This window comes from Microbacterium sp. TW_SC_2, from assembly GCF_055361165.1.
Map to the genome: position 1 here is coordinate 1,403,861 of NZ_CM143952.1, position 23,696 is coordinate 1,427,556.

Consider the following 23,696-nt stretch of genomic DNA (forward strand, 5'->3'; position numbering starts at 1 on the left):
TGGACTTCCCCCTGAGAACGGAGAGAGCGTGACGCGCGCCTGGACCCCCGGTGAGCCCGACGACGACCTGACGGCGCTGGCCCGCACCGAACGCCTCGTCGTGGCCCTCGACTTCGACGGGACGGCATCGCCCCTGGTTCCCGATCCCATGGCGGCGCGGGCGCTTCCCGAGGTCGCGGCCCAGGTGGCGCGTCTCGCCGCGATGCCGAACACGGTCGTCGCCTACGTCTCGGGGCGCAGCCTGCACGATCTGCGCATCATCACCGAGCACGAGGACGACTCCGTGATCGTGCTCGCCGGATCACACGGCGCGCAGTACTGGTACCCCGGAGAGGGGGAGGCGGAGGCGAGCGGCGAAGCCACCGAGGAAGGGGCCCGCGAGGCGCTCTGGGAGGCGGCCCGCCCCATCATCGACAGGCACGAGGGTGCCGAGTTCGAACCCAAGACCTTCGGAATGGGCGTGCACACCCGCCGTGCCGAACGGGACGTCGAGGAGAAGGTCTTTGCCGAGATCGACGCCCTGGTCGCCGACCGGTTCCCGCATTGGCGGCGCCGGGCAGGACACCGCGTGCTCGAATTCTCGTCCCGCGCCGAGGGCAAGGACTCCGCGATGGTCGCGCTCCGCGAGAAGTTCGACGCCACCGGCATCCTGTTCGCGGGCGATGACGTGACCGATGAAGACGGCATCCGGGTGCTCGGTCCCGGCGATCTGGGCGTGCGTGTGGGGCCGGGGGAGAGCCATGCGGCCCTCCGTGTGGAGAACCCACAACAGATGGCACTGCTTCTGGAGGCGCTCGCGGACGAGCGGACCGCGGCGCAGGAATAGACTTCCTGCATGTCCTCGCACGAAGCTGCCGCACCCGCGTCCATCGACATCAAGCCCCGGAGTCGCGTCGTCACCGACGGCATCGAGGCCACCACTTCTCGGGGCATGCTCCGCGCGGTCGGAATGGGGGATGCCGACTGGGACAAGCCTCAGATCGGGATCGCCTCGAGCTGGAACGAGATCACCCCCTGCAACCTGAGCCTGGACCGCCTGGCGCAGGGCGCCAAGGAGGGCGTGCACTCGGGCGGCGGGTACCCGCTGCAGTTCGGCACGATCTCGGTGTCGGACGGCATCTCGATGGGGCACGAGGGCATGCATTTCTCCCTGGTCTCGCGCGAGGTCATCGCGGACTCGGTCGAGACCGTGATCATGGCGGAGCGCCTGGACGGCACCGTGCTGCTCGCCGGCTGCGACAAGTCGATCCCCGGCATGCTCATGGCGAGTGCGCGACTGGGACTGTCCAGCGTCTTCCTGTACGCCGGATCGATCGCTCCCGGCTGGGTCAAGCTCTCGGACGGCACCGAGAAGGAGATCACGATCATCGACTCCTTCGAGGGAGTCGGCGCGTGCCGCGCCGGGCGGATGACGGAAGAGGACCTCAAGCGCATCGAATGCGCCTTCGCGCCGGGTGAGGGCGCCTGCGGTGGCATGTACACCGCCAACACGATGGCCTCGGTGGCGGAAGCCCTCGGCCTGAGCCTTCCCGGTTCCGCCGCTCCGCCCTCCGCCGACCGCCGTCGCGACTACTTCGCGCACCGTTCCGGCGAGGCCGTGGTGAACCTGCTGCGTCAGGGCATCACGACCAAGGACATCCTGACGAAGGAGTCGTTCGAGAATGCGATCGCGATCGCGATGGCCCTCGGCGGCTCGACCAACGTCGTGCTCCACCTGCTCGCGATCGCCCGGGAGGCCGAGGTCGACCTCGACCTGCACGACTTCAACCGCATCGGCAGCAAGACGCCGCACGTGGCCGACATGAAGCCGTTCGGCAAGTACGTCATGAACGACGTCGACCGGCACGGGGGCATCCCGGTGCTCATGAAGGCCATGCTCGACGAGGGCCTGCTGCACGGCGACGCGCTCACGGTCACGGGCAAGACCGTCGCCGAGAACCTGCGAGACCTGAACCCGGCGCCGGTCGACGGCGACGTCATCCACACGTTCGACAACCCGATCCACGCGTCCGGCGGCATCACGATCCTGCACGGTTCGTTCGCGCCCGAGGGGGCCGTGGTGAAGTCCGCCGGCTTCGACGCCGACGTGTTCGAGGGTCCTGCTCGCGTGTTCGAGCGCGAGCGCGGTGCCATGGACGCCCTCGCCAACGGCGAGGTGAAGGCGGGCGACGTCGTCGTGATCCGCTACGAAGGCCCCAAGGGCGGCCCGGGTATGCGCGAGATGCTCGCGATCACCGCGGCCATCAAGGGCGCTGGCCTGGGGAAAGATGTACTACTCTTGACAGACGGACGATTCTCAGGCGGCACAACCGGCCTGTGCATCGGCCACATAGCACCCGAAGCGGTGGACGCAGGTCCCATCGCCTTCGTGCGCGATGGTGATCTGATACGGGTCGATATCGCAGCTCGCTCTCTCGACCTACTCGTCGACGAGGCGGAGCTCGCCTCCCGGCGTTCCGGCTGGGAGCCGCTTCCCCCGCGCTATACCCGTGGCGTTCTTGCCAAATACTCGCGACTCGTGCGGTCCGCCGCCGAGGGAGCGACCACCGGCTGAATCACGTCGAGCAGTGTCCGGCTCCGGACCGCTTCGGCTCCGACGTCGTCCACAGATCACCATGAAGGAAAGTCATGACTGCTGATTCCGTCTCGGCCGTGCCGAGACCACCCGCCCGCCCATCCGCCGCCCCCGAGATCTCCGGCGCCGAGGCCGTGGTGCGCACGCTCGAACTGCTCGGGGTGACGGACGTCTTCGGGCTTCCGGGCGGAGCGATCCTTCCCGTCTACGACCCGCTCATGGATGCGTCCGACCTCCGGCACATCCTCGTGAGGCACGAGCAGGGTGCAGGCCACGCGGCCGAGGGATACGCCTCGGCCTCCGGCAAGGTCGGCGTCTGCATCGCCACCTCCGGGCCCGGCGCCACCAACCTCGTGACGGCGATCGCCGACGCGTACATGGACTCGGTGCCGCTGCTCGCGATCACCGGTCAGGTGTTCTCGACACTCATGGGCACGGACGCCTTCCAGGAAGCCGACATCGTGGGCATCACGATGCCGGTGACCAAGCACTCGTTCCTGGTGAAGGATGCCGCGGACATCCCCGGCGCGCTCGCGGCGGCATACGAGATCGCCTCGACCGGTCGTCCCGGTCCCGTGCTCGTCGACATCACCAAGGACGCGCAGCAGGCCATGGCGCCCTTCGTGTGGCCGCCCAAGATCGACCTCCCCGGCTACCGGCCGGTCACGAAGGCCCACGGCAAGCAGATCCAGGCCGCTGCGGCGATGCTGGCCACGGCCAAGAAGCCGGTGCTGTACGTCGGCGGCGGGGTGATCCGCGGCAAGGCCTCGGCCGAGTTGCTGGCACTCGCGGAGTCGACCGGGGCGCCCATCGTCACCACCTTGATGGCCCGCGGCGCCTTCCCGGACTCGCACCCGCAGCACCTCGGCATGCCGGGCATGCACGGGACGGTTCCCGCCGTGCTGGCGTTGCAGGAGGCCGACCTGCTCGTCTCGCTGGGTGCCCGCTTCGACGACCGCGTGACCGGCAAGGCGGCACTGTTCGCGCCGAATGCCAAGGTCGTGCACGTCGACATCGACCCCGCCGAGATCTCCAAGATCCGCATGGCGGATGTGCCGATCGTCGGTGACGTGCGCGATGTGCTCACCGATCTCGACGCGGCGTTCCACAGCGCCACGGGTGGCGCCAGGCCGGACATCGACGAATGGTGGTCGTACCTCGACGGGCTCCGTACCGAGTTCCCGCTCGGATACGCGCCGCCCACCGACGGTCTGCTCGCCCCGCAGCACGTGATCCAGCGCATCGGCGAACTCACCGGACCCGAGGGCATCTTCGCCTCCGGTGTCGGTCAGCACCAGATGTGGGCAGCGCAGTTCATCAAGTACGAGCGCCCGAACGCCTGGCTCAACTCCGGCGGCGCGGGCACGATGGGCTACTCGGTGCCGGCGGCCATGGGCGCCAAGGTGGCCGAGCCCGATCGTGCGGTGTGGGCGATCGACGGCGACGGATGCTTCCAGATGACCAATCAGGAGCTCGCCACCTGCACGATCAACAACATCCCGATCAAGGTGGCGATCATCAACAACTCGTCGCTCGGCATGGTGCGCCAGTGGCAGACGCTCTTCTACGACGGTCGTCACTCGAACACCGACCTGAACACCGGTCACGGCACGATCCGCATCCCCGACTTCGTGAAGCTGGCGGAGGCGTACGGCTGCCTCGCGATCCGCGTCGAGAAGGAAGAGGAGGTGGACGCGGCGATCACGCTCGCTCTCGAGACGAACGACCGCCCCGTGGTGATCGACTTCGTCGTCAGCGCCGACTCGATGGTCTGGCCGATGGTTCCGCAGGGTGTCAGCAACAGCTACGTCCAGTACGCGCGTGAGCACGCGCCCACGTTCGATGAGGAGGCCTGAGCCATGTCGACCCACGTGCTGAGTCTGTTGGTGGAGGACACTCCCGGTCTTCTCACCCGAGTCGCGGGGCTCTTCGCCCGCCGCGGCTTCAACATCGAGTCGCTCGCCGTCGGCGTGACCGAGGTGCCGGGGATCTCGCGCGTCACGGTGGTCGTCGACGTCGACCAGCTTCCGCTCGAGCAGGTCACGAAGCAGCTCAACAAGCTGATCAACGTGATCAAGATCGTCGAACTCGATTTCAGCACCTCGGTGCAGCGCGAGCACATGCTCGTCAAGGTGCGCACCGACAACGCCACCCGGTCCAACGTGATCGAGGTCGTGAACCTGTTCCGCGCCTCCGTGGTCGACTACGCCGCCGAAGCGCTCGTGATCGAGGTCACCGGCGACAAGGGCAAGGTCGAGGCGATGCTGCGGGCTCTCGAGCCGTTCGGCATCAAGGAGATCGCCCAGTCCGGCCTTCTCGCGATCGGACGCGGCGGCAAGAGCATCACCGAGCGCGTCCTGCGCGGCTGACACTTTCCCACACACTCAGGGGCCGATCGGTCCCGCATTCACCACGAACAAGGAGAAACACACTGTGAGCACCGAGATCTTCTACGACGCAGACGCCGACCTGTCCCTGATCCAGGGCAAGAAGGTCGCGATCGTCGGTTACGGTTCGCAGGGTCACGCCCACGCGCAGAACCTGCGCGACTCGGGCGTCGAGGTCGCCATCGCGCTCAAGGAGGGCTCGAAGTCCGCTCCCAAGGCGGAAGAGGCGGGCTTCCCCGTGAAGTCGGTCGCCGAGGCCACCGAGTGGGCCGACGTCATCATGATCCTGGCTCCCGACCAGCACCAGCGCACGATCTACAGCGAGTCCATCGCCCCGAACCTCACCGCGGGCAAGACCCTCGCCTTCGCGCACGGCTTCAACATCCGCTTCGGCTACATCGACGCACCCGAGGGTGTCGACGTGATCCTCGTCGCCCCGAAGGCCCCCGGCCACACGGTGCGCCGCGAGTTCGTCGCGGGCCGTGGCATCCCCGACATCATCGCCGTCGAGCGCGATGCCTCGGGCAAGGCCTGGGACCTGGCGCTCTCGTACGCGAAGGCGATCGGCGGCACCCGCGCCGGCGTCATCAAGACCACGTTCACCGAGGAGACCGAGACCGACCTGTTCGGCGAGCAGGCCGTGCTCTGCGGTGGCGTCAGCCACCTCGTGCAGGCCGGCTTCGAGACGCTCACCGAGGCGGGCTACCAGCCGCAGATCGCGTACTTCGAGGTGCTGCACGAGCTGAAGCTGATCGTCGACCTGATGTGGGAGGGCGGCATCGCCAAGCAGCGCTGGTCGATCTCCGACACCGCCGAGTTCGGCGACTACGTCTCCGGCCCGCGCGTGATCGACGCCCGCGTCAAGGAGAGCATGCAGGGCGTCCTGGCCGACATCCAGTCGGGTGCCTTCGCCAAGCGCTTCATCGAGGACCAGGACAACGGCGCCGAGGAGTTCCTCGCGCTGCGGGCCAAGGAAGAGCAGCACCCCATCGAGGTCACCGGCAAGGAGCTGCGTTCGCTCTTCGCCTGGAAGCAGACGGACGAGGACTACGTCGACGGTTCTGCCGCACGCTGATCCGACTCACGAAAGAACGGGCGTCCCTCTCGGGGCGCCCGTTCTTTCGTGCGTGCGGGGCGCTCAGGCGCGGGTGAGCTCCTCCAGTACCTCGATCACGTGGCGGTAGGGCTTTCCGGTGGCGCGCGTCATCCCGATCTCGCACGTGCGGTTGGCCGACACGAAGGCACCGAAGCCCCCACGGGCGCCGTCGGCCGCATCGATCTCGGCCGACTCCTGCGCGGTGGCACTGGCGGTCAGCTCCGGATGCAGCAGGCCCCGGTCGCCCGCGAAGGCGCAGCAGCCCCACCCCTCGGGGACGAACACCTCGTCGGCGACGGCGGCGGCGATCGCGGTCAGCGCTCCCGTGGCTCCCAGCGCGGTCGTGGAGCAGGTCGGATGCACCGCGACCGTGGCGAGCCTGGTCGACACCGTGAGTCGAGGGAGGATCTCCCGCGCGACGAAGGTCGTGGCGTCCTCGATCCGCAGACCGCGATAGCGAGGGTCGGCGGCGACGGACTGCGCGAGCATCACGTCCAATCCCTCGGTGCACGAGGCGGCATCGCAGACCACGGGGAGCTCGCCCTGCCGGCTCGCGACCCAGAGCGACTCGAGCACGCGGGCCGACATCAGGCCGTAGCCGTCGAGATGTCCCTTCGACTTCCAGGGGGTGCCGCAGCAGAGCCCGCCGTTCTCCTCGGGGACGACGACCGGGATCCCGGCACGATCCAGCAGGTCGCGCAGGGCGTCGCGGGACCCACGGCCCTCGCCCTCCGGTCCGAACATCGTGCCGATGCAGGCGCCGAAGAGCACGGCGCGGGCGTCCGCCGGGTTCGCGGGTCGCGGCGGCCTCGAGCCGCCACGGGGCAGCCCCCCGTCGTACAGCGGCACTGTGTCGGCGCCGAGCAGTGACCGTCCGACGCGGGTGGCGCCGCTCACCAGGGGCGCCGGGAGGGCGTCGGCGACGGTGAGAGCGACGCCGCCCGCCCGGGTGACCGTTCCCCAGTGCTTGGCCGCCGCGCCCCACGCTGCTCCTTCGACGGCCGTGGTCTGCTCGGCGCGCAGACGGCGCACGAGGTCACCGGTGTTGATGTCGACGGGGCAGGCCACCCCGCACATCCCGTCGACCGCACACGTCTGCACGCCCTCGTAGTCGTAGTCCGCCTGCAACTCCTCGAGCAGGGCGGTGTCGCCCTGCTCCTCGGCCCAGGCCATGTCGCGTCGGATCACGATGCGCTGCCGGGGAGTGAGCGTGATGCTCTTGCTCGGACAGGTCGGCTCGCAGTATCCGCACTCCACGCAGCGATCGACCTCGGCCTCCACCGTGGGCACGCGCTTGAGATCGTGGAGGTAGGAGTCCGGGTCGTCGGAGAGCACGACGCCCGGGTTCAGGATCAGGTCCGGGTCGAACAGCCGCTTGATCTCCCACATCATGTCGGTCAGCTCGTCGCCGTACTGTCTCCGCACGAACGGCGCCATGATGCGCCCGGTGCCGTGCTCCGCTTTGAGAGAGCCCTGCTGTCCGAGCACCAACTCCACCAGGTCGTCGGTGAATCGGCGGTAGCGGGCGACGCTGTCCGGATCGTCGAAGCGCTCGTTGAGGAGGAAGTGCACGTTGCCGTCCTTCGCGTGCCCGAAGATCACCGACCCCTCGTACCCGTGCTGCGCGAACAGCTCGATCAGACGCTCGCACGTCACGAGCAGGCGGTCGACCGGCACCACGATGTCTTCCAGCAGCGCGGTCGTCCCGGAGGGGCGTGCGCCCGCGACGGCGGTGTACAGCCCCTTGCGGACCTGCCAGAGGGCGGCGCGTTCGGCGGCATCCGTGGTGAGGCGCGGAGCGACGGCGAGCGGGAGGGCATCGAAGTGCGCCTGAGCGACAGATCGCGCGGTCGTGAGCGACGTCTGGTCCTCGGCGTGCACCTCGACCAGGAGGGCCGCGTGCTGCTGCACCTCGATCTCGGCGATGGTGGCGGGCACGTCGCTGAGACCCTGCGCGACACGGAGCGAGGCCGCGTCCATGAGTTCGATCGTGGCGAGGCCGAGATCGCTCAGTGCGGGGAGGGCCGCCATGGCCGCGGAGAGCGTCTCGAAGACGAGCAGCCCGGTGGCGATCGCCGGGCGGATGGCGATCGTACGGAACCGCGCCTCGGCGACGAAGGCGAGCGTGCCCTCGGAGCCGATGATGAGGTGCTCGAGGATGCGCACCGGGTCGTCGAAGTCGACCAGGGAGTTGAGGCCGTAGCCCATGGTGTTCTTCATCGAGAACTGCTGCCGCAGGAACGCCAGGTGCTCGGGTGAGGCGAGCACACGTGCGCGGAGCGCGAGGAGCCCGTCCGCCAGGGCGGGTTCGGCGGCGCGCAGCAGCGCATTCGCCTCGGGGTCTGCGGTGTCGAGGATCGTGCCGCTGGGCAGCACGATGCGCAGCGACTCGATCGTGCGGTATGAGTTCTCGGTGATGCCGCAGGCCATGCCGCTGGAGTTGTTCGCGACGACGCCGCCGATCGTGCAGGCGATCTCGCTGGCAGGGTCGGGGCCGAGCTTGCGTCCGTGCCGGGCGAGGCGGATGTTGACCTGTCGTACGGTCGCGCCGGGACCCACACGGACGGTCTCCCCGCCGTTCTCGACGGTGATGTCGCGGAAGTGGCTCCGGGTGTCGACCAGGATGTCGCCGCTCACCGCCTGCCCGGACAGGCTCGTGCCCCCGGAGCGGAACGTGAGAGTGCGGCCGGCGGCGCGCACCGCGGCGAACGCTCCGGCCACGCCGTCGGCATCCGCGGGGGAGAGGACCGCATCCGGGATCAGCAGATAGTGCGAGGCATCGTGCGCGCGGGCGAAGCGGTCGATCGAGCGGGAATGAACCTGCGTGGACGCGCCGAGCAGCGCCGCGTCCAGGGGTCCGGTGAGGGTGGTCGACACGATGCTCCTCAATGAGATGGCGGATTGTCTGACAAGTGTACCCAAGGCGTGCGCGATCACTATGCTGGCCGGATGATGCCATCGGATACCGGTCTCGAGATCGTCGGCGTGGTGGATGCCGTCACCTCGCGATTGCGTGCGCGCATCCTGAACGGCGACATCCGCTCCGGCGAGCCGCTCACCGAAGCTGCGGTGGCGCGCGCCTACGGTGTGGCCCGGCCGAGCGCGAAGGCGGCGATCGAGCAACTGGTCGCCGCCGGGCTGCTGGTGCGCACCGCACATCGCACCGCGCGGGTCGGCGCGATCGATCCGGACACCGTGCGCGACGTGTACCGCACCCGGACACGACTCGAGAGCGCGGCGCTGCGCGAGCTCGCCGAGACACGCGTGGTCCCGCCTGCCGCGGTGGAGGCGAACGCCGAGATCCTGGCGATGCCCCCCGGGCCCGATGCCGCCACCGTCGATCCCGATCTCCGCTTCCACACGGCTCTGATCGATGCGCTCGGGAGTGAGCGGACCGGACGGATGTACCGCAGCGTGATCGACGAGGTCCGGCTCTGCATGGCCCAGGTGCAGGGACGCCGACTGCTGGATGCCTCGGTGATCGCGCAGCAGCACGCCGAGATCCTCGAGGCGGTGTCCGCAGGATCAGGCGAGCGTGCCGTCGCGATCCTGCGTCACCACCTGTCGTCGGCAGAGGAGCGCCTGGTCGAGGCGCTCCGCGAGGACTGACGCGCAGCGGTCCCGACCGGGGGAGTGGACGCTCACTCCGCGGGCGTCGCCTCCGGCACCTCGATCGGCGCGTCGGCGGGATCGGCCCACCGCGGCGCCGGCAGCGGGGTGTCGATCGCACCGGCCTGGATCGCGCGCAGGGCCTCTGTGATCTCGTCGGTGTTCTCCGGCACGGCGAGATCGCAGGCCCGGAGCTCGGAGGCGAACTGCAGCGTGAGGCGGATCTTTCCGGCCTCGATGGCCTCGGCCGTCGTTCCCGTGCGGATCTCGCTCCCGGTCTGGATCGCCGACACCTCGTCGCACACGTGATACACGGCGCCGCCGTCCACCCACACCACTTCATCGGCGCCGAGGAGTTGGATCACCGCCGACTGGTCGGCGGTGTACTGCTCGACGGACGGCGGGCTGAAGCTGGTTCCGAGGACGGCGGCCAGCACGGCCAGCACGATGCCGACGACGCCGGCGGTCGTCTTCTGGCCCTTGCTCATGTCCTTGTTCAGGAAGATGAGGATGATCAGCGGCAGGAAGGCCACGATGGCGATGATGGCGCCGAGCTGGTTCTGCACGAAGAATCGCGTCGTGTCGGACCTGCGGGCGGGGTCCAGGCGATTCGCCTTCTTCCAGAGCACCGAGCCCGTGATCGACAGCGCGGCGATCAGGACGAGAGCGATCAGCAGCGCGACGAAGGCCCACTGCGGGAACTGCGCCGTCACGCCCTGCTCTCGGAGCAGCCCGGTGTCGGGGTCGCGCACGAGCGCACCGTCCTCACCGACGAACTCGCGCTGACGCAGCAGCCAGAAGATGGCGACGGCCTCCCCGGCGATCGCGAGCGCCCACAGACCTGCGGCGATCCCGCGGAACAGGGTGGCGCGCTTCTTCGCTGCGGGGGTAGGCGTCCAGCCGGACGGCGGTTCTGTGGTGGCGGCGTCCGAGGACGTGCTTGCAGCGGTGGCGACCTTCTTCTTCTGCTCGGCCACGGTGATCCTTCCCCCAGCGGATGGGCCCCTGGCCCGATGCACCCCGAGCATAGTGGACCGCGTGTCCTACTCTGGGGAGATGACTTCCGATTCCGAGGACGCCCTGAGCTGGGACGGCGATGAGGACGGGACGCGACCGTCCCCGGCGCTGCCGACCGGCTGGAACGCGGTCGGGAAGGGCAGCGACGATGTCGGACACCTTCGCGCGGACGGAACCGTCGTCGCCCCGCACCAGCCTCCGGCGCTCAGCAACGCGCTTCTCCTGGTGCTCGGCGTGGTCGGCGGCGTCTACCTGCTCTACACGATCGGCTGGGTGATCGGCGGACTGCGGCTGAAGCCGCTCGCCAACCTGATCGTGACCGATGCGATGTACATCCCGTGGTTCGTGCTGGCGGTCGCCGCCCCGCTGCTGTGGTTCCTCGCGTCGTGGCTGCTCACCCGCGGGAAAGCGGCTTGGATCCGCATCGGCGTCCTGCTGTTGGGCGTGGTCCTGCTGGTTCCCTGGCCCTTCGTCACCGTGGGGGTGATCGGATCATGAGCGATGCAGCCACCGGAGACGCGCTCCCCGCCACCCGCCGTCGGACGCCGCGCTGGTTGACCGGTCTCGTCGTCGGACTCGCGGGGCTGTTCTACGCCTATGCGGTGTGGAACGCCGTCGCTCATCTGCTCAGCTTCGCGCAGAGCGGCCTCACCGGCATCGGGTGGGTGACCCTCTCCTTCGGAGTGGTGTTCCCGGCGATCGCGTTCGTCTTCGCCTCCCTCATCGGTCGTCGCCGCAACGTCGGGGAACTGGCACTCGTGCTGCTCGCCGGCCTCGGCATCGTGGCCGTGTTCTGGCTGAGCCTGCTCGGGTACAGCATCCTCAACATGGACGAGCTGGTGACCGTCGCGCCACTGTCGTAGGGCGTCACACGGGACGGAGCGCCGAGGTCGCTCGGGTACAGTGGAGACGATCGCGCCCCCTGGTGTGCGGCGCATCGGCCCCTCTCCCGCCTGTCGCGCTGCCCCGAAGGATTCTCTGTGCCGAAGCCCGTTGTGCTCATCGCCGAAGTGCTCTCTCCCGCCACGATCGAGGCCCTGGGCCCCGACTTCGACGTCCGTCACGTCGACGGCACCGATCGTGAGGCGCTGTTCGCGGCGCTGGCCGACACGGACGCGGTCCTGATCCGCTCCGCGACGCGCATCGACGAAGAGGCGCTGACCCACGCGCCGAAGCTGAAGGTGGTCGCCCGCGCCGGCGTCGGACTCGACAACGTCGACATCAAGGCGTCGACGGCCGCGGGTGTCATGGTCGTGAACGCGCCCACGTCGAACATCGTCTCCGCCGCCGAACTCACGGTCGGTCACATCCTCAGCCTCGCGCGGCGCATCCCCGCCGCGCACGCGTCGCTCGCCGCCGGTCAGTGGAAGCGCAGCTCCTTCACGGGAGCCGAGCTCTTCGAGAAGACCGTCGGCATCGTCGGCCTCGGCCGCATCGGCGCCCTGGTCGCCGCCCGCCTGGCCGCCTTCGACATGCGCGTGGTCGCCTACGACCCCTACGTCACCTCGGCGCGCGCCCAGCAGCTGGGCGTGCAGCTGCTGACCCTCGACGAACTCGTCGCCGAAGCCGACTTCCTCACCATCCACATGCCCAAGACGCCGGAGACCACCGGCATGATCGGCGCCGAGCAGTTCGCGGCGATGAAGCCGACCGCCTTCGTGGTCAACGTGGCCCGTGGCGGCCTGATCGACGAGGCAGCGCTGCACGAGGCGCTCGTCGCCGGTGAGATCGCGGGCGCGGGTCTCGACGTCTTCACCTCCGAGCCTCCTGCCGAGGGCGGATCCGCGCGTCCGCTCCTCGACCTGCCGAACGTCGTCGTGACGCCGCACCTGGGTGCGAGCACCGAGGAAGCGCAGGAGAAGGCCGGCGTCTCCGTCGCGAAGTCGGTGCGCCTCGCACTCGGCGGCGACCTCGTCCCGGATGCCGTGAACGTCGCCGGAGGCGTGATCGACCCCTACGTGCGCCCGGGCATCGCGCTGGTCGAGAAGCTCGGTCAGATCTTCGCCGCCCTCTCGACCTCGCCGCTCACGAGCCTCGACGTCGAGGTGCACGGCGAGCTCAACGGCTACGACGTGAGCGTTCTGAAGCTGGCTGCCCTGAAGGGCGTCTTCACGAACATCGTCAGCGAGACGGTGTCCTACGTGAACGCTCCTCTGCTGGCCGAGCAGCGGGGCATCGCGGTCCGCCTGCTCAAGGACGACGTCAGCGACGAGTACCGCAACCTCATCACCCTCAGCGGAGCCCTCTCCGACGGCACCCAGCTCTCGGTCTCCGGCACGCTCACGGGTCCGAAGCAGACGGAGAAGCTGGTCGGGATCAACGACCACACGCTCGAGCTGCCGATCGAGAAGCACCACGTCGTGATGCTCTACACCGACCGCCCCGGCATCGTGGCCGTCTACGGACAGAAGTTCGGCGAGGCCGGCATCAACATCGCGGGAATGCAGATCGCTCGCCAGGCCGCGGGTGCGCAGGCGCTCAGCGTGCTGACGCTCGACTCGCCCGTCTCCGAGGAGCTGCTGGAGGACGTGAGCGCGGCGATCGACGCCGACCTGTTCCGCCAGATCGAGATCACCGAGGCCTGATCCGGCTGCACGCAGGACGGAGGCGGGAGCGCGATGGCGCTCCCGCCTTCGCCGTGTCAGGAGGGTTCGGGAGAGGTCGCCCGCAGCACGAGCGCGATGAGATCGGAGAGTTCCCGGTCGCGGGGGACGAGGTGCTCGGCACCGTGCAGGTCCAGTGAGTTGTTGAAGTACAGGCCGTCGCTGAGCAGCATCACGAGATCCAGACTGGCGGCATCGCGCACGTGCGGGCGGATCGTGTCCTCCCAGAGCCGCCGGGTGCGACGCAGCATGTCGCCGGCCGCGGAAGAGCCGCCCTGGGCGAGTCGGGAGGCGGCGATGAGAGCGCGGTCGAGGGCGTCGTCCTCCATGACCGAGGTGCGGACGTAGTACGCGACGGGGCCTTCGGGGTCGGCCCTCATCCGCTCGAGATCGGCGACGGTGAGCGCTTCCAGGCGCTCCAGCAACCCCGCCTCGAGTTCGTCCTTCGATCCGAAGTGGTAGAGCAGCCCGCCCTTGGAGACGCCTGCGGCCTTGGCCGTGGCGTCCAGGGTCGCCGTCCGCTCGCCCTCGGCGATCACGATCGCCTCGAACGCGTCGAGCACCTTCTCGCGTGCCAGCGGTGGTCGGGGCATGGGGGTCCCTTCGTTCGGGGGGATTCTGTTACTATACCATCTGGACGGTTTAGTAACGGATCGTCCCAGAGTCTGAGAGGTGTTCCATGAACCGTACTGCGTCGATCCCGACGACAGAGACGGACGCCCCCCGCGCCGGGGCGCGCGGGTGGGCGGCACTGGCCGTCCTGATGCTCCCGGTCCTGCTGGTGTCCGTCGACAACACGGTGCTGAGCTTCGCGCTGCCCGAGATCTCGATCGCGCTCGCACCGACAGGGGCGGAGCAGCTGTGGATCATCGACGTGTACCCGCTGGTGCTGGCCGGGCTTCTGGTGACCATGGGGACGCTCGGTGATCGCTTCGGCCGTCGGCGGATGCTCCTGATCGGCGCCACCGGCTTCGCGGCCGTGTCGGTGCTCGCCGCCTTCGCCCCGACCGCGGGGCTGCTCATCGCCGCGCGGGCGCTGCTCGGATTCTTCGGCGCGATGCTGATGCCCTCGACGCTCTCGCTGCTGCGCTCGATCTTCCAGAACCGCGATCAGCGCCGCCTGGCGATCGCGGTCTGGGCGTCGGCGTTCTCCGCCGGCGCGGCACTGGGCCCGGTGGTCGGCGGCTTCCTCCTCGAGCATTTCTCGTGGGGCTCGGTGTTCCTGATCGCGGTTCCCGTGCTCGTCCCGCTGCTGATCGCGGCTCCGCTGCTGGTTCCGGAGAGCCGTGACCCGCACCCGGGCCGGATCGACCTGGTGAGCATCGCCCTGTCGATGGCAGCGATGATCCCGGTCGTCTATGCCATCAAGTCGCTCGCCGTCGGCGGACCGAGCCTCACCGCCGGGTTCTGGGCGGTGCTCGGCATCGCGATGGGGGCCGTCTTCGTGCGCCGTCAGCTGCGTGCCGAGACCCCCATGCTCGACATGGCACTGTTCCGTCGTGGTTCGTTCTCCGGAGCGATCCTGGTGAACCTCCTGAGCGTGGTGGCGTTGGTCGGCTTCCTGTACTTCGTGTCGCAGCATCTGCAGCTCGTGCTCGGACTGTCCCCGATGGTGGCCGGACTCTCGCTCGTGCCCGGCATGGTGGCCATGATCATCGCGGGCCTGAGCGTCGTACCGATCTCGCGTCGCGTGGCCCCGCACATCCTGGTGCCGTCGGCGTTGGTGTTCTCGGTCGCCGGCTACCTCATCGTCGCGTTCACGACGCATGAGCACGGCGTCGCGCCGCTCGTGATCGCCTTCGTCGTGCTCGGCATCGGGATCGGTGCGGCCGAGACGATCTCGAACGAGTTGATCCTGTCGAGCGCTCCCGCCGCGAAGGCGGGAGCCGCGAGCGCCGTCTCGGAGACCGCTTACGAACTCGGTGCGGTCCTCGGCACCGCCGTGCTGGGTGGGCTGATCACGGCGTTCTACCGCGGCGCCCTGGTGCTGCCGGCCGGGCTGCCCGCCGACGTGATGGAGGCGGCTCGCGAGACGCTCGCCGGGGCCTACATCGCGGCGCGCGATCTGCCGGATGCCGTGGGGCGTGCGGTGTGGGATGCCGCGGCCGACGCCTTCGGATCCGGAGTGATGGTGACCTCGCTGATCGGGGCCGCGCTGGTCGTGGTCGCGGGCGTGATCGCTGCCGTCACACTGCGCACGCGCCCTCGACACTGAGCACTACGCTGGGAGGACCGGCCTGAGGAGTCCCCGCGGACCCGGGCCGGTCCCACCGGTTGCAAGGAGTGTCATGTCGCGTGTCGTGAAGCTGGCCGTCATCCCCGGAGACGGCATCGGTCCCGAGGTCATCGCCGAGGCGGAGAAGGTGCTCGACGCGGTCACGGCGGCCAGCGATGTGCGGTTCGAGACGACGCGATTCTCCCTGGGAGCCGCGCGCTTCCTGGAGACCGGTGACACCCTCACCGACGACGACCTCGCCGCGATCGCCGCGCACGACGCGATCCTGTTGGGCGCCGTCGGCGGCATGCCGGGCGACCCCCGGTTGAAGGACGCGAACATCGAGCGCGGTCTGCTGTTGAAGCTGCGCTTCACTCTCGACCATTACGTGAATCTGCGGCCCTCGAAGCTGTTCGTCGGCGCGCCCGGCCCGCTCTCGAACCCGGGCGAGGTCGACTTCGTGGTCGTGCGTGAGGGCACCGAGGGGCCGTACGTGGGCAACGGCGGCGCGATCCGCGTCGGCACCCCGCACGAGGTCGCGAACGAGACCTCCGTCAACACGGCCTTCGGTGTCGAGCGGGTCGTCCGGCACGCCTTCGCCCTCGCGGAACGTCGTCGGCGGAAGCTGACGCTCGTGCACAAGACCAACGTGCTCGTGCACGCCGGGGCGATCTGGAAGCGCATCGTCGACGAGGTCGCGAGCGAGCACCCCGACGTGGCGGTCGACTACCTGCACGTCGACGCGGCGACGATCTTCCTCGTCTCCGACCCGTCGCGCTTCGACGTCATCGTGACCGACAACCTGTTCGGCGACATCCTCACCGACCTGGCGGGTGCGGTCACCGGCGGGATCGGTCTGGCGGCATCGGGCAACATCAACCCCGACGGCGTCTTCCCCTCGATGTTCGAACCGGTGCACGGCTCGGCGCCGGACATCGCGGGGCAGCAGAAGGCCGACCCGACCGCGGCGATCCTGTCCGTCGCCCTGCTGCTCGACCACCTGGGACTGCACACCGAGTCGGAGCGTGTCAGCGCGGCGGTCGAGGCCGACATCGCGGCCCGCAGCGGTGCGCGATCCACCGCGGAGATCGGCTCCGCCATCACCGCACGCCTCTGAACCGCGGCGTAGTCTTGATACCGCGCGAGGACGCGCCACACCCAAGGAACGGATGAGGAACATGACAACCATCGATGCACAGGCAGCCGTGGCGCCGCTCGATTTCGCTGTCACCAAGAACCTCGCTGCGGCCTCGCCGGCCCGCGTGGCCGAGGTGCACGAGAACCCGGGCTTCGGCGTCGTCTTCACCGACCACATGGTCGACATCTGCTGGTCGGTCAAGGGCGGATGGCACCGCCCGCGTGTGCAGCCGTACGGCCCGATCGCGCTCGACCCGGCGGCATCGGTGCTGCACTACGCCCAGGAGATCTTCGAGGGCATCAAGGCCTACCGCCACGAGGACGGATCGATCCACACCTTCCGTCCGGACCGCAATGCGGCCCGTATGCAGCAGAGCGCGCGCCGTCTGGCGCTGCCCGAGCTGCCGACGGAGTACTTCATCCAGTCGCTGCGCGAGCTGATCGCGGTCGACGGCCGGTGGGTTCCCTCCGGCGCCGACCAGAGCCTGTACCTGCGTCCGTTCATGTTCGCCAAGGAGGCCTTCCTGGGTGTGCGCGCGGCCCAGAAGGTCGCGTACTACGTGATCGCGAGTCCCGCGGGGGCGTACTTCTCCGGTGGCGTGAAGCCCGTGCGCATCTGGCTGTCGCAGGAGCACTCCCGCGCGGGTCGCGGAGGCACCGGCAAGGCCAAGACGGGCGGCAACTACGCGTCCAGCCTGCTGCCGCAGACGCTCGCGAGCGCGAAGGGCTGCGACCAGGTCGTCTTCCTCGACGAGAACGGCAACGTCGAGGAGCTCGGCGGCATGAACGTCGTCTTCGTCTTCAAGGACGGGCGCATCGTCACCCCGAAGTCCGACAGCATCCTCGACGGCATCACGCGCGATTCCCTCCTGCAGCTCGCGGAGGACCGCGGGTACACCGTGGAGCGTCGTCCGATCTCGATCGACGAATGGCGCTCCGGGGTGGCATCCGGCGACATCGTCGAGGTGTTCGCCTGCGGCACGGCCGCGGTCGTCACGCCGATCGGTGCGCTGGTGGGCGACGGGTTCGACGAGCCCCAGCCGCTGGGCGAACTCGCGCTGTCCCTGCGCGAGGAGCTCACCGACATCCAGTACGGCCGCCGTGAGGACACGCACGGCTGGCTCCTCCGTCTCGACGCCTGACAGCCGCGCCCTCCGTCCGCTCAGACCCCGCTTCGCCGACGCGCGGAGCGGGGTCTCGCGCGTCTGCGCTCTGGCTAGGCTGGAGGCATGAAGATCGCACGATTCAGCCATGACGACGCCATCCTCTTCGGGATCGTCGATGAGACCGACCTCGTCGTCCTCTCGGGCGACCCGCTGTTCGCGGGCTTCGAGCCCACCGGTGTCCGCGTGCCGATCGCCGATGCGGTGCTGCTCGCCCCGGTGATCCCGCGGTCGAAGATCGTCTGCGTCGGCAAGAACTACCACGATCACGCCGCCGAGATGGGGGGAGTGGCTCCCGAGGAGCCACTGCTGTTCCTGAAGCCGAACACGTCGATCATCGGCCCGGGCGATGCGATCGTGCGCCCCGAGATCTCGGAGCAGACCGAGTACGAGGGCGAGTTGGCGGTCGTCATCGGCAAGGTCGCGAAGAACGTGGCCGCGAAGGATGCGCTCGACTACGTGCTCGGCTACACGATCGGCAACGACGTGACCGCCCGCGATCTGCAGCGCAAGGACGGCCAGTGGGCACGGGCCAAGGGCTTCGACACCTTCTGCCCGCTGGGGCCGACCATCAGCACCGACTTCGACCCGGCCGAAGCCACGATCGAGACGCGGGTGAACGGCCAGGTACGTCAGAAGGCGCCGTTGACCGACATGATCCACTCCGTCGAGGAGATCATCGCGCACGCCTCGGCCGTGTTCACGCTGCTCCCGGGCGACGTCATCCTCACGGGAACGCCGGCGGGTGTCGGCACGTTCGGCGCGGGTGACACGGTCGAGGTCGAGATCACCGGGCTGGGAATCCTGCGCAACGCCGTGCGCGACGCTCGACCCGCCGCATGACCACCGTGCCGCTGACGGCATCCGAGCAGGCGGCCGTCCAGCGGCGCACGGTGCTGACGCTCTCGATCGGACAGGTGCTCGGCGGTACCGCCTTCGGCTCGACGGTCTCCCTCGGAGCGCTCCTGGCCGCGGACATCTCCGGCAGTGACGCCCTCTCGGGCCTCGCCACGGCGTCGGTCACTCTGGGAGCTGCTCTGTGCGCGATCCCGCTGGCGCGGCTGGCGGCCCGGCTCGGGCGACGTCGTGCCCTCACGCTCGGCAACCTCTTCGCGCTCGTCGGGATCGCCGTCGTGATCCTCGCCGCCTCCCTGCGGCTCTTCCCGCTGCTGCTGGTCGGCATCCTCATGATCGGTGCCGGCAACGCAGGCAATCTGCAGTCGCGCTTCGCCGCCACCGACCTCGCGGCGCCCGTGCATCGCGGACGTGATCTTTCGATCGTGGTCTGGGCGACGACGGTCGGCGGTGTCGCCGGACCGCTGCTGCTGGGCCCGGGAGAGGTCGTCGGACAGGCGATCGGGATGCCGCCGCAGACGGGCTCCTACGCATTCTCGTTCGTCGCGCAGTCCGCTGCCCTGGTGCTGTATCTCGTCGCACTGCGGCCCGACCCGCTGCTCGCCGCGCAACGACTCGCCACAGCGGCCACGGCATCGACCGCTGTGCCGTTCGTCGACCGGCCCCGGGTCGCGCGCTATGCGATGTTCGCGGTCGCCGGATCGCATGTCGTGATGGCGTCGGTCATGGCGATGACGCCCGTGCATCTCGCGCACATGGCCCATGGCGCGCACGGCATGGACCCCACACCCGCCGACGTGTCGCAGCTCGTCGGAGTCACCATCGCACTGCATGTCGCGGGGATGTATGCGCTCTCGCCCGTGTTCGGCATCCTCGCCGACCGCTGGGGCCGGCTGCGGGTGGTGCTGCTCGGCCAGGTGCTGTCGGCGTTCTCCCTGGGGTTCGCGATCTTCACGAACGATCAGGCGTGGGGCGTGATGGCGGCGCTCATCCTGCTCGGTCTCGGCTGGAGCGCCGCCACGGTGGCGGGCGCGGCACTGCTCACGGAGGCCTCGGCTCCCGCGCTCCGCACCCGCAGACAGGGCCGCAGCGACTCCCTGATGAGCCTGAGCGCGGCAGCCGGCGCGGTCCTCGCCGGGGTCATCCTGTCGAACTTCCAGTACGCAGGTCTCGGCGTCGCGGCGTTCGTGCTGGTCCTCGCGATCGTCGCACTCGCGCCCCTTGGGCGGATGAACCCGCGGTGAAGTCCTGGGATGGCGTCGGGGAGGCGTACGCAGCCTCGTACGCCGCCCTGTGCGCCGGGACCGGCGACACGCTGGCCCGGCTGCTCGGCGGCGCAGACGGGCGGAGACTGCTCGACGTCGGTTCGGGGACCGGCGATCTCGCAGCACGATTCGCCCGCCTCGGCTGGCACGTGATCGGGTGCGAGCCGGAGGACTCGATGAGGGAAGTCTCGGAGCGGCAGCATCCCGGCATCCGATTCGTGCAGGGCGCTCTGCCCGACCTGCCGTTCGCCGACGGCTCCTTCGACGCCGTGACGGCGAACTTCGTGCTCAACCACGTGCCGGACCCGCGGTTCGGGGCGCGCGGCGTCGCCCGTGTCGCCGTGCCCGATGCGCCGCTGGCGGCGACGATCTGGGTCGACTCGCCGTCGTGGTTCTGGCGCGAGGTGTGCGAACGCGCGGGTCTGGTGCCGGCGACCGGCGAGCGGCTCGCGCCCGAGAAGGAGTTCGAGCGCACGGCCCTCGGCTTCGCCGGGATGCTGGCCGAGGCGGGCTGGCAGTCGGTGACCGCTGTGGAGCATTCCTGGACGTGGCGCGTGGCTCCGACGGCGCTGTGGCGATCGGCGGAAGGGGGAGTGGCCTCGGCCGGTCTGTTCTACCGGGGCCTCGATGCTGACGAGCGTCTTCGTTTCCGTCGAGGGTTCGATGTGCTCTGCGACGAGCACGCGCAGGAGGGGGTCGTCTCGCTTCACCACACCGCGGCGGTGGCCGTGGGCCGCGCGGCCTAGAATCGAAGGGCTATGGCTACTCCTCACCCCCTCACCACGACCGCCAGTGGTGCCGACGTCCGCGTCCGTTTCTGCCCGTCCCCGACCGGCCTGCCGCACGTCGGCATGGTGCGCACCGCGCTGTACAACTGGGCGTACGCCCGGCACAACGGCGGCACGATGGTCTTCCGCATCGAGGACACCGATGCCGCCCGTGACAGCGAGGAGAGCTTCCGTCAGCTCGTCGATGCGCTCACCTGGCTCAAGATCGACTGGGACGAGGGTGTCGAGGTCGGCGGCCCGCACGCGCCCTATCGACAGTCCGAGCGCCACGAGATCTACCGTGGCGTGATCGACAAGCTCCTCGCCTCCGGTGCCCTCTACGAGAGCTTCTCGAACGCCGAGGAGATCGACGCGCGGAACGAGGCCAACGGTCGCGCCAAGCAGCTCGGCTACGACAACTTCGACCGTGCTCTGACGGACGAGCAGAAGGCCGCCTTCCGCGCGGAAGGACGCCAGCCCGCGCTGCGTCTGCGGGTGCCGGACGAGGACCTCACCTACGTCGACCTGATCCGTGGCGAGGTGACCTTCCCGGCGGGCTCGTTCCCCGACTTCGTGGTCGTGCGCCCGAACGGCGTGCCGCTGTACACGTTCGTGAACCCCGTCGACGATGCCCTGATGGGGATCACCCACGTGCTGCGCGGCGAAGACCTCATGCCGTCCACGGCCCGCCAGCTCGCGCTCTACGCCGCACTGATCGAGGCCGAGGTCACCACGTTCGTGCCGCGGTTCGCGCACATGCCGCTCGTGCTGGGGGAGACCGGCACCAAGAAGCTCTCCAAGCGCGACCCGCAGGCCGACCTCTTCCTGCACCGTGATCGCGGATTCATCCCCGAGGGGCTGCTCAACTACCTGGCGCTCCTGGGCTGGTCGATCGGACCCGACCGCGACATCTTCTCGCTCGAGGAGTTCACGGCCGCGTTCGACATCGTCAACGTCAACCCGAACCCGGCGCGCTTCGACCAGAAGAAGGCCGAGTCGATCAACGGCGACCACATCCGGATGCTGTCCGAGAAGGACTTCGCCGAGCGGACGATCCCGTACCTCGCCGCGGCCGGTCTCTTCGACGAGCCGACGCACGAGCAGCTCGTGATGGCATTCCGCGTCGCGCCGCTCGTGCAGGAGCGCGTGCAGCTGCTGGGAGACGTGCCGGGCATGGTCGGATTCCTGTTCGCGGATGAGGTGTCGTACGACGCCGATGCGCTCAAGGGTCTCCCGGCGAACGGCGCCGAGGTGCTCGACGCGTGCGTCGAGGCTCTCGAGCCGGTGCAGGATTTCACCCCGGAGAAGATCCAGGAGGCGCTCGCGACCGCTCTCGTGGAGAAGCTCGAGTTGAAGCCGCGCGTCGCGTACGGCCCGCCCCGCGTCGCGATCACGGGACGCCGGATCTCCCCGCCGCTGTTCGAGTCCATGGAACTGCTCGGCAAGGAGGAATCGCTGCGCCGCCTGCGCGGGCTGTCGGCGGTCCTCACCGGCTGATCATCTTTCAGAGGCGCTGCGAGGAGGGCTGCCCCGGCGGTCCTCCTCGCGCGTCTCCCGGCGCGACGCGCGGGGAGGACCCGCTCGGTTTGGATCCGGGAGATCGGTCGGGTAAGCTTGACTCTCGGTGCGGGAAGCGATTTTCGCCCATGGGGTATGGTGTAATTGGCAACACGGCGGTTTCTGGTTCCGTTGTTCTTGGTTCGAGTCCAGGTACCCCAGCACGATGAAAACCCCCGCCACGGCGGGGGTTTCGTCGTTTCCGGTGAGTCCTCCTCGTCCCCTCCTGGACGCCGGATAGCCGGCCCCGGGCGCCTAGCAGGACGGTGGGGCACGAAGCCAGCCCCTTCCAGGGATCGGTGGACCGGCCGCATGCTGGGCTCATGCCCGAACCGCGCTGTGATCTCCTCGCCGCCCCGACCCCCTCGTCTCGCGCATGAGCGCGCTCATTCGCGTCGTCCCCGGTGAGGACATCGGCTACCGGCGCACGCGCTCCGGGTCTCGCTTCCGCTACCTCGACCAGAACGGGGAGACGGCACCCGAAGCCGATCGCGAACGCATCCACGACCTCGTGATCCCCCCGGCATGGGAGGACGTCTGGATCGCCGCGGACCCGCTGGCACATATCCAGGCCGTGGGAACGGACGAGGCCGGACGGCGGCAGTACCTGTACCATCCGCTGTGGCGCGTCGGACGCGATCGGGGCAAGTTCCGGCGGGCGCTCGATCTCGCCGAGCGACTGCCGCGCGCGCGTGCCCGGGTCACCCGTGCGCTCTCGGGCGATGAACTCAGCAAGGAGCGCGTGCTCGCGACGGCGTTCCGTCTGCTCGACGACGCCGCTCTGCGGGTGGGCTCGGAGCGGTACCTCGTGAAGCACGGGAGCAGAGGACTGACCACGTTGCGTCGTCGCGACGTCACGATCGACGGCGACACGGTCGCTCTGTCGTTCCCCGCGAAGAGCGGGCAGACCGCGGCGATCGAGATCACCGACGGGCCGCTCGCCGAGATCCTCGCGGAGCTGTCCCGCGGGTCGTCCAGCGCGCTGCTGCTCACCTATCGTCGAGGGCGGCAGCGCCGGCGCATCACTCCGACGGAGGTCAACGCGTATCTGCGCGACGTGACCGGAGGAGTCTTCTCGGCCAAGGACTTCCGCACCCTGCACGGCACGATCCTCGCCGCCGACGCCCTCGCCCGCATCGGCCCCCTCGACACCCGCGCCGACAAGCAGCGGGCCGAGCGGCTCGCGGTGCAGGCGACGGCGACCGCCCTGGGGAACACGACGGCCGTGGCGCGCGGCAGCTACATCGATCCCCGGGTCTTCCGGCTCTACTCCCGCGGAAAGACGCTCGACCTGACGGTGGCGCCCGAGACTGCGATCCGCCGTCTCCTGATCAACGACAAGACCGGCCGTCGGGTCACGCGGCGGGGTGCCTCGCAGAAGAAGCAGTGACTGTTCGACGAGCGGCACGGAGGGTGGAAGCGGATCGGGCGCAGGCCGGACTGTCTCCGC

General features: G+C 69.3%; 20 protein-coding genes and 1 tRNA gene. 18 read left to right on the forward strand and 3 right to left on the reverse strand.

Annotated elements, in window-relative coordinates; genetic code table 11:
• The first annotated feature begins 28 nt into the window (after positions 1-28).
• The 5 genes from otsB (at position 29) to ilvC (ending at position 6,037) form a co-directional block, all read left to right on the forward strand.
• Entirely contained in the window at positions 29-826 is a 798-nt protein-coding gene (otsB, locus tag ACWA14_RS06550) for a trehalose-phosphatase (protein ID WP_463796949.1), read from the forward strand.
• A 9-nt stretch (positions 827-835) separates the two neighbouring features.
• Entirely contained in the window at positions 836-2,554 is a 1,719-nt protein-coding gene (ilvD, locus tag ACWA14_RS06555; RefSeq protein ID WP_463796952.1) for a dihydroxy-acid dehydratase, read from the forward strand.
• 74 nt (positions 2,555-2,628) lie between these two features.
• Complete coding sequence (locus tag ACWA14_RS06560) at positions 2,629-4,431, forward strand: acetolactate synthase large subunit (RefSeq protein WP_463796954.1); 1,803 nt, start codon at positions 2,629-2,631, stop codon at positions 4,429-4,431.
• A gap of 3 nt (positions 4,432-4,434) precedes the next feature.
• Positions 4,435-4,944, forward strand: coding sequence for an acetolactate synthase small subunit (gene ilvN, locus ACWA14_RS06565; RefSeq protein WP_463796956.1), 510 nt, complete (start codon positions 4,435-4,437; stop codon positions 4,942-4,944).
• A 64-nt stretch (positions 4,945-5,008) separates the two neighbouring features.
• Positions 5,009-6,037, forward strand: coding sequence for a ketol-acid reductoisomerase (gene ilvC, locus ACWA14_RS06570; RefSeq protein ID WP_463796958.1), 1,029 nt, complete (start codon positions 5,009-5,011; stop codon positions 6,035-6,037).
• A gap of 63 nt (positions 6,038-6,100) precedes the next feature.
• On the opposite strand, the gene ACWA14_RS06575 is transcribed toward ilvC, so the two are convergent.
• On the reverse strand, positions 6,101-8,935 hold the full coding sequence (locus tag ACWA14_RS06575; RefSeq protein ID WP_463796960.1) for an FAD-binding and (Fe-S)-binding domain-containing protein: 2,835 nt from the start codon (positions 8,933-8,935) through the stop codon (positions 6,101-6,103).
• A 72-nt stretch (positions 8,936-9,007) separates the two neighbouring features.
• Here ACWA14_RS06575 and ACWA14_RS06580 point away from each other — a divergent pair, with 72 nt between their 5' ends.
• A complete protein-coding gene (locus tag ACWA14_RS06580) occupies positions 9,008-9,667 on the forward strand; it encodes a GntR family transcriptional regulator (RefSeq protein WP_463796962.1) in 660 nt (219 codons plus the stop codon).
• Positions 9,668-9,699: 32 nt separating this feature from the next.
• On the opposite strand, the gene ACWA14_RS06585 is transcribed toward ACWA14_RS06580, so the two are convergent.
• Entirely contained in the window at positions 9,700-10,644 is a 945-nt protein-coding gene (locus ACWA14_RS06585; protein WP_463796964.1) for a hypothetical protein, read from the reverse strand.
• Positions 10,645-10,723: 79 nt separating this feature from the next.
• Between ACWA14_RS06585 and ACWA14_RS06590 the strand changes: the two genes are divergently transcribed.
• From ACWA14_RS06590 to serA, 3 genes are all read left to right on the forward strand, one after another.
• The gene (locus ACWA14_RS06590) at positions 10,724-11,182 is read left to right on the forward strand and encodes a hypothetical protein (RefSeq protein ID WP_463796967.1); all 459 of its coding nucleotides are present in this window, start codon (positions 10,724-10,726) and stop codon (positions 11,180-11,182) included.
• Complete coding sequence (locus ACWA14_RS06595) at positions 11,179-11,547, forward strand: hypothetical protein (protein WP_463796969.1); 369 nt, start codon at positions 11,179-11,181, stop codon at positions 11,545-11,547. Before ACWA14_RS06590 ends, ACWA14_RS06595 begins: the two co-directional genes overlap by 4 nt.
• 117 nt (positions 11,548-11,664) lie before the next feature.
• The gene (gene serA / locus ACWA14_RS06600) at positions 11,665-13,269 is read left to right on the forward strand and encodes a phosphoglycerate dehydrogenase (protein ID WP_463796971.1); all 1,605 of its coding nucleotides are present in this window, start codon (positions 11,665-11,667) and stop codon (positions 13,267-13,269) included.
• Between the two features lie 56 nt (positions 13,270-13,325).
• Here the strand turns inward: serA and ACWA14_RS06605 are convergent, their stop codons facing one another.
• Positions 13,326-13,880, reverse strand: coding sequence for a TetR/AcrR family transcriptional regulator (locus ACWA14_RS06605; protein ID WP_463796973.1), 555 nt, complete (start codon positions 13,878-13,880; stop codon positions 13,326-13,328).
• Between the two features lie 86 nt (positions 13,881-13,966).
• Between ACWA14_RS06605 and ACWA14_RS06610 the strand changes: the two genes are divergently transcribed.
• The 9 genes from ACWA14_RS06610 (at position 13,967) to ACWA14_RS06650 (ending at position 23,636) form a co-directional block, all read left to right on the forward strand.
• The gene (locus tag ACWA14_RS06610) at positions 13,967-15,502 is read left to right on the forward strand and encodes an MFS transporter (RefSeq protein ID WP_463796975.1); all 1,536 of its coding nucleotides are present in this window, start codon (positions 13,967-13,969) and stop codon (positions 15,500-15,502) included.
• 73 nt (positions 15,503-15,575) lie between these two features.
• On the forward strand, positions 15,576-16,619 hold the full coding sequence (locus tag ACWA14_RS06615) for a 3-isopropylmalate dehydrogenase (protein ID WP_463796977.1): 1,044 nt from the start codon (positions 15,576-15,578) through the stop codon (positions 16,617-16,619).
• Positions 16,620-16,680: 61 nt separating this feature from the next.
• Positions 16,681-17,781: a branched-chain amino acid aminotransferase gene (locus ACWA14_RS06620; protein ID WP_463796979.1), complete on the forward strand. Its 1,101-nt coding sequence runs from the start codon at positions 16,681-16,683 to the stop codon at positions 17,779-17,781.
• An 87-nt stretch (positions 17,782-17,868) separates the two neighbouring features.
• Positions 17,869-18,645 (forward strand): fumarylacetoacetate hydrolase family protein, encoded by a 777-nt coding sequence (locus ACWA14_RS06625; protein WP_463796981.1) that lies wholly within the window; start codon positions 17,869-17,871, stop codon positions 18,643-18,645.
• Positions 18,642-19,901 carry an MFS transporter gene (locus ACWA14_RS06630; RefSeq protein WP_463796983.1) on the forward strand — a complete coding sequence of 420 codons (1,260 nt, stop codon included), beginning with the start codon at positions 18,642-18,644 and terminating at the stop codon, positions 19,899-19,901. The genes ACWA14_RS06625 and ACWA14_RS06630 overlap by 4 nt, the downstream gene beginning before the upstream one ends.
• On the forward strand, positions 19,898-20,668 hold the full coding sequence (locus ACWA14_RS06635; protein WP_463796985.1) for a class I SAM-dependent methyltransferase: 771 nt from the start codon (positions 19,898-19,900) through the stop codon (positions 20,666-20,668). Before ACWA14_RS06630 ends, ACWA14_RS06635 begins: the two co-directional genes overlap by 4 nt.
• A gap of 12 nt (positions 20,669-20,680) precedes the next feature.
• Entirely contained in the window at positions 20,681-22,186 is a 1,506-nt protein-coding gene (gene gltX, locus ACWA14_RS06640; RefSeq protein ID WP_463796987.1) for a glutamate--tRNA ligase, read from the forward strand.
• Between the two features lie 150 nt (positions 22,187-22,336).
• Positions 22,337-22,408, forward strand: a tRNA-Gln gene (locus ACWA14_RS06645).
• Between the two features lie 214 nt (positions 22,409-22,622).
• Positions 22,623-23,636, forward strand: coding sequence for a DNA topoisomerase IB (locus tag ACWA14_RS06650; protein WP_463796989.1), 1,014 nt, complete (start codon positions 22,623-22,625; stop codon positions 23,634-23,636).
• The last annotated feature ends 60 nt before the right edge of the window (positions 23,637-23,696 follow it).

What these genes read in the sequence shown, in the direction of transcription:
- ilvD (WP_463796952.1), top strand. Translation starts at nt 836, where the DNA reads ATGTCCTCGCACGAAGCTGCCGCACCCGCGTCCATCGACATCAAGCCC.
- ACWA14_RS06560 (WP_463796954.1), top strand. Translation starts at nt 2,629, where the DNA reads ATGACTGCTGATTCCGTCTCGGCCGTGCCGAGACCACCCGCCCGCCCA.
- ilvN (WP_463796956.1), top strand. Translation starts at nt 4,435, where the DNA reads ATGTCGACCCACGTGCTGAGTCTGTTGGTGGAGGACACTCCCGGTCTT.
- ACWA14_RS06580 (WP_463796962.1), top strand. Translation starts at nt 9,008, where the DNA reads ATGATGCCATCGGATACCGGTCTCGAGATCGTCGGCGTGGTGGATGCC.
- ACWA14_RS06590 (WP_463796967.1), top strand. Translation starts at nt 10,724, where the DNA reads ATGACTTCCGATTCCGAGGACGCCCTGAGCTGGGACGGCGATGAGGAC.
- ACWA14_RS06595 (WP_463796969.1), top strand. Translation starts at nt 11,179, where the DNA reads ATGAGCGATGCAGCCACCGGAGACGCGCTCCCCGCCACCCGCCGTCGG.
- ACWA14_RS06605 (WP_463796973.1), bottom strand. Translation starts at nt 13,880, where the DNA reads ATGCCCCGACCACCGCTGGCACGCGAGAAGGTGCTCGACGCGTTCGAG.
- ACWA14_RS06610 (WP_463796975.1), top strand. Translation starts at nt 13,967, where the DNA reads ATGAACCGTACTGCGTCGATCCCGACGACAGAGACGGACGCCCCCCGC.
- ACWA14_RS06615 (WP_463796977.1), top strand. Translation starts at nt 15,576, where the DNA reads ATGTCGCGTGTCGTGAAGCTGGCCGTCATCCCCGGAGACGGCATCGGT.
- ACWA14_RS06620 (WP_463796979.1), top strand. Translation starts at nt 16,681, where the DNA reads ATGACAACCATCGATGCACAGGCAGCCGTGGCGCCGCTCGATTTCGCT.
- ACWA14_RS06625 (WP_463796981.1), top strand. Translation starts at nt 17,869, where the DNA reads ATGAAGATCGCACGATTCAGCCATGACGACGCCATCCTCTTCGGGATC.
- ACWA14_RS06630 (WP_463796983.1), top strand. Translation starts at nt 18,642, where the DNA reads ATGACCACCGTGCCGCTGACGGCATCCGAGCAGGCGGCCGTCCAGCGG.
- gltX (WP_463796987.1), top strand. Translation starts at nt 20,681, where the DNA reads ATGGCTACTCCTCACCCCCTCACCACGACCGCCAGTGGTGCCGACGTC.
- ACWA14_RS06650 (WP_463796989.1), top strand. Translation starts at nt 22,623, where the DNA reads ATGAGCGCGCTCATTCGCGTCGTCCCCGGTGAGGACATCGGCTACCGG.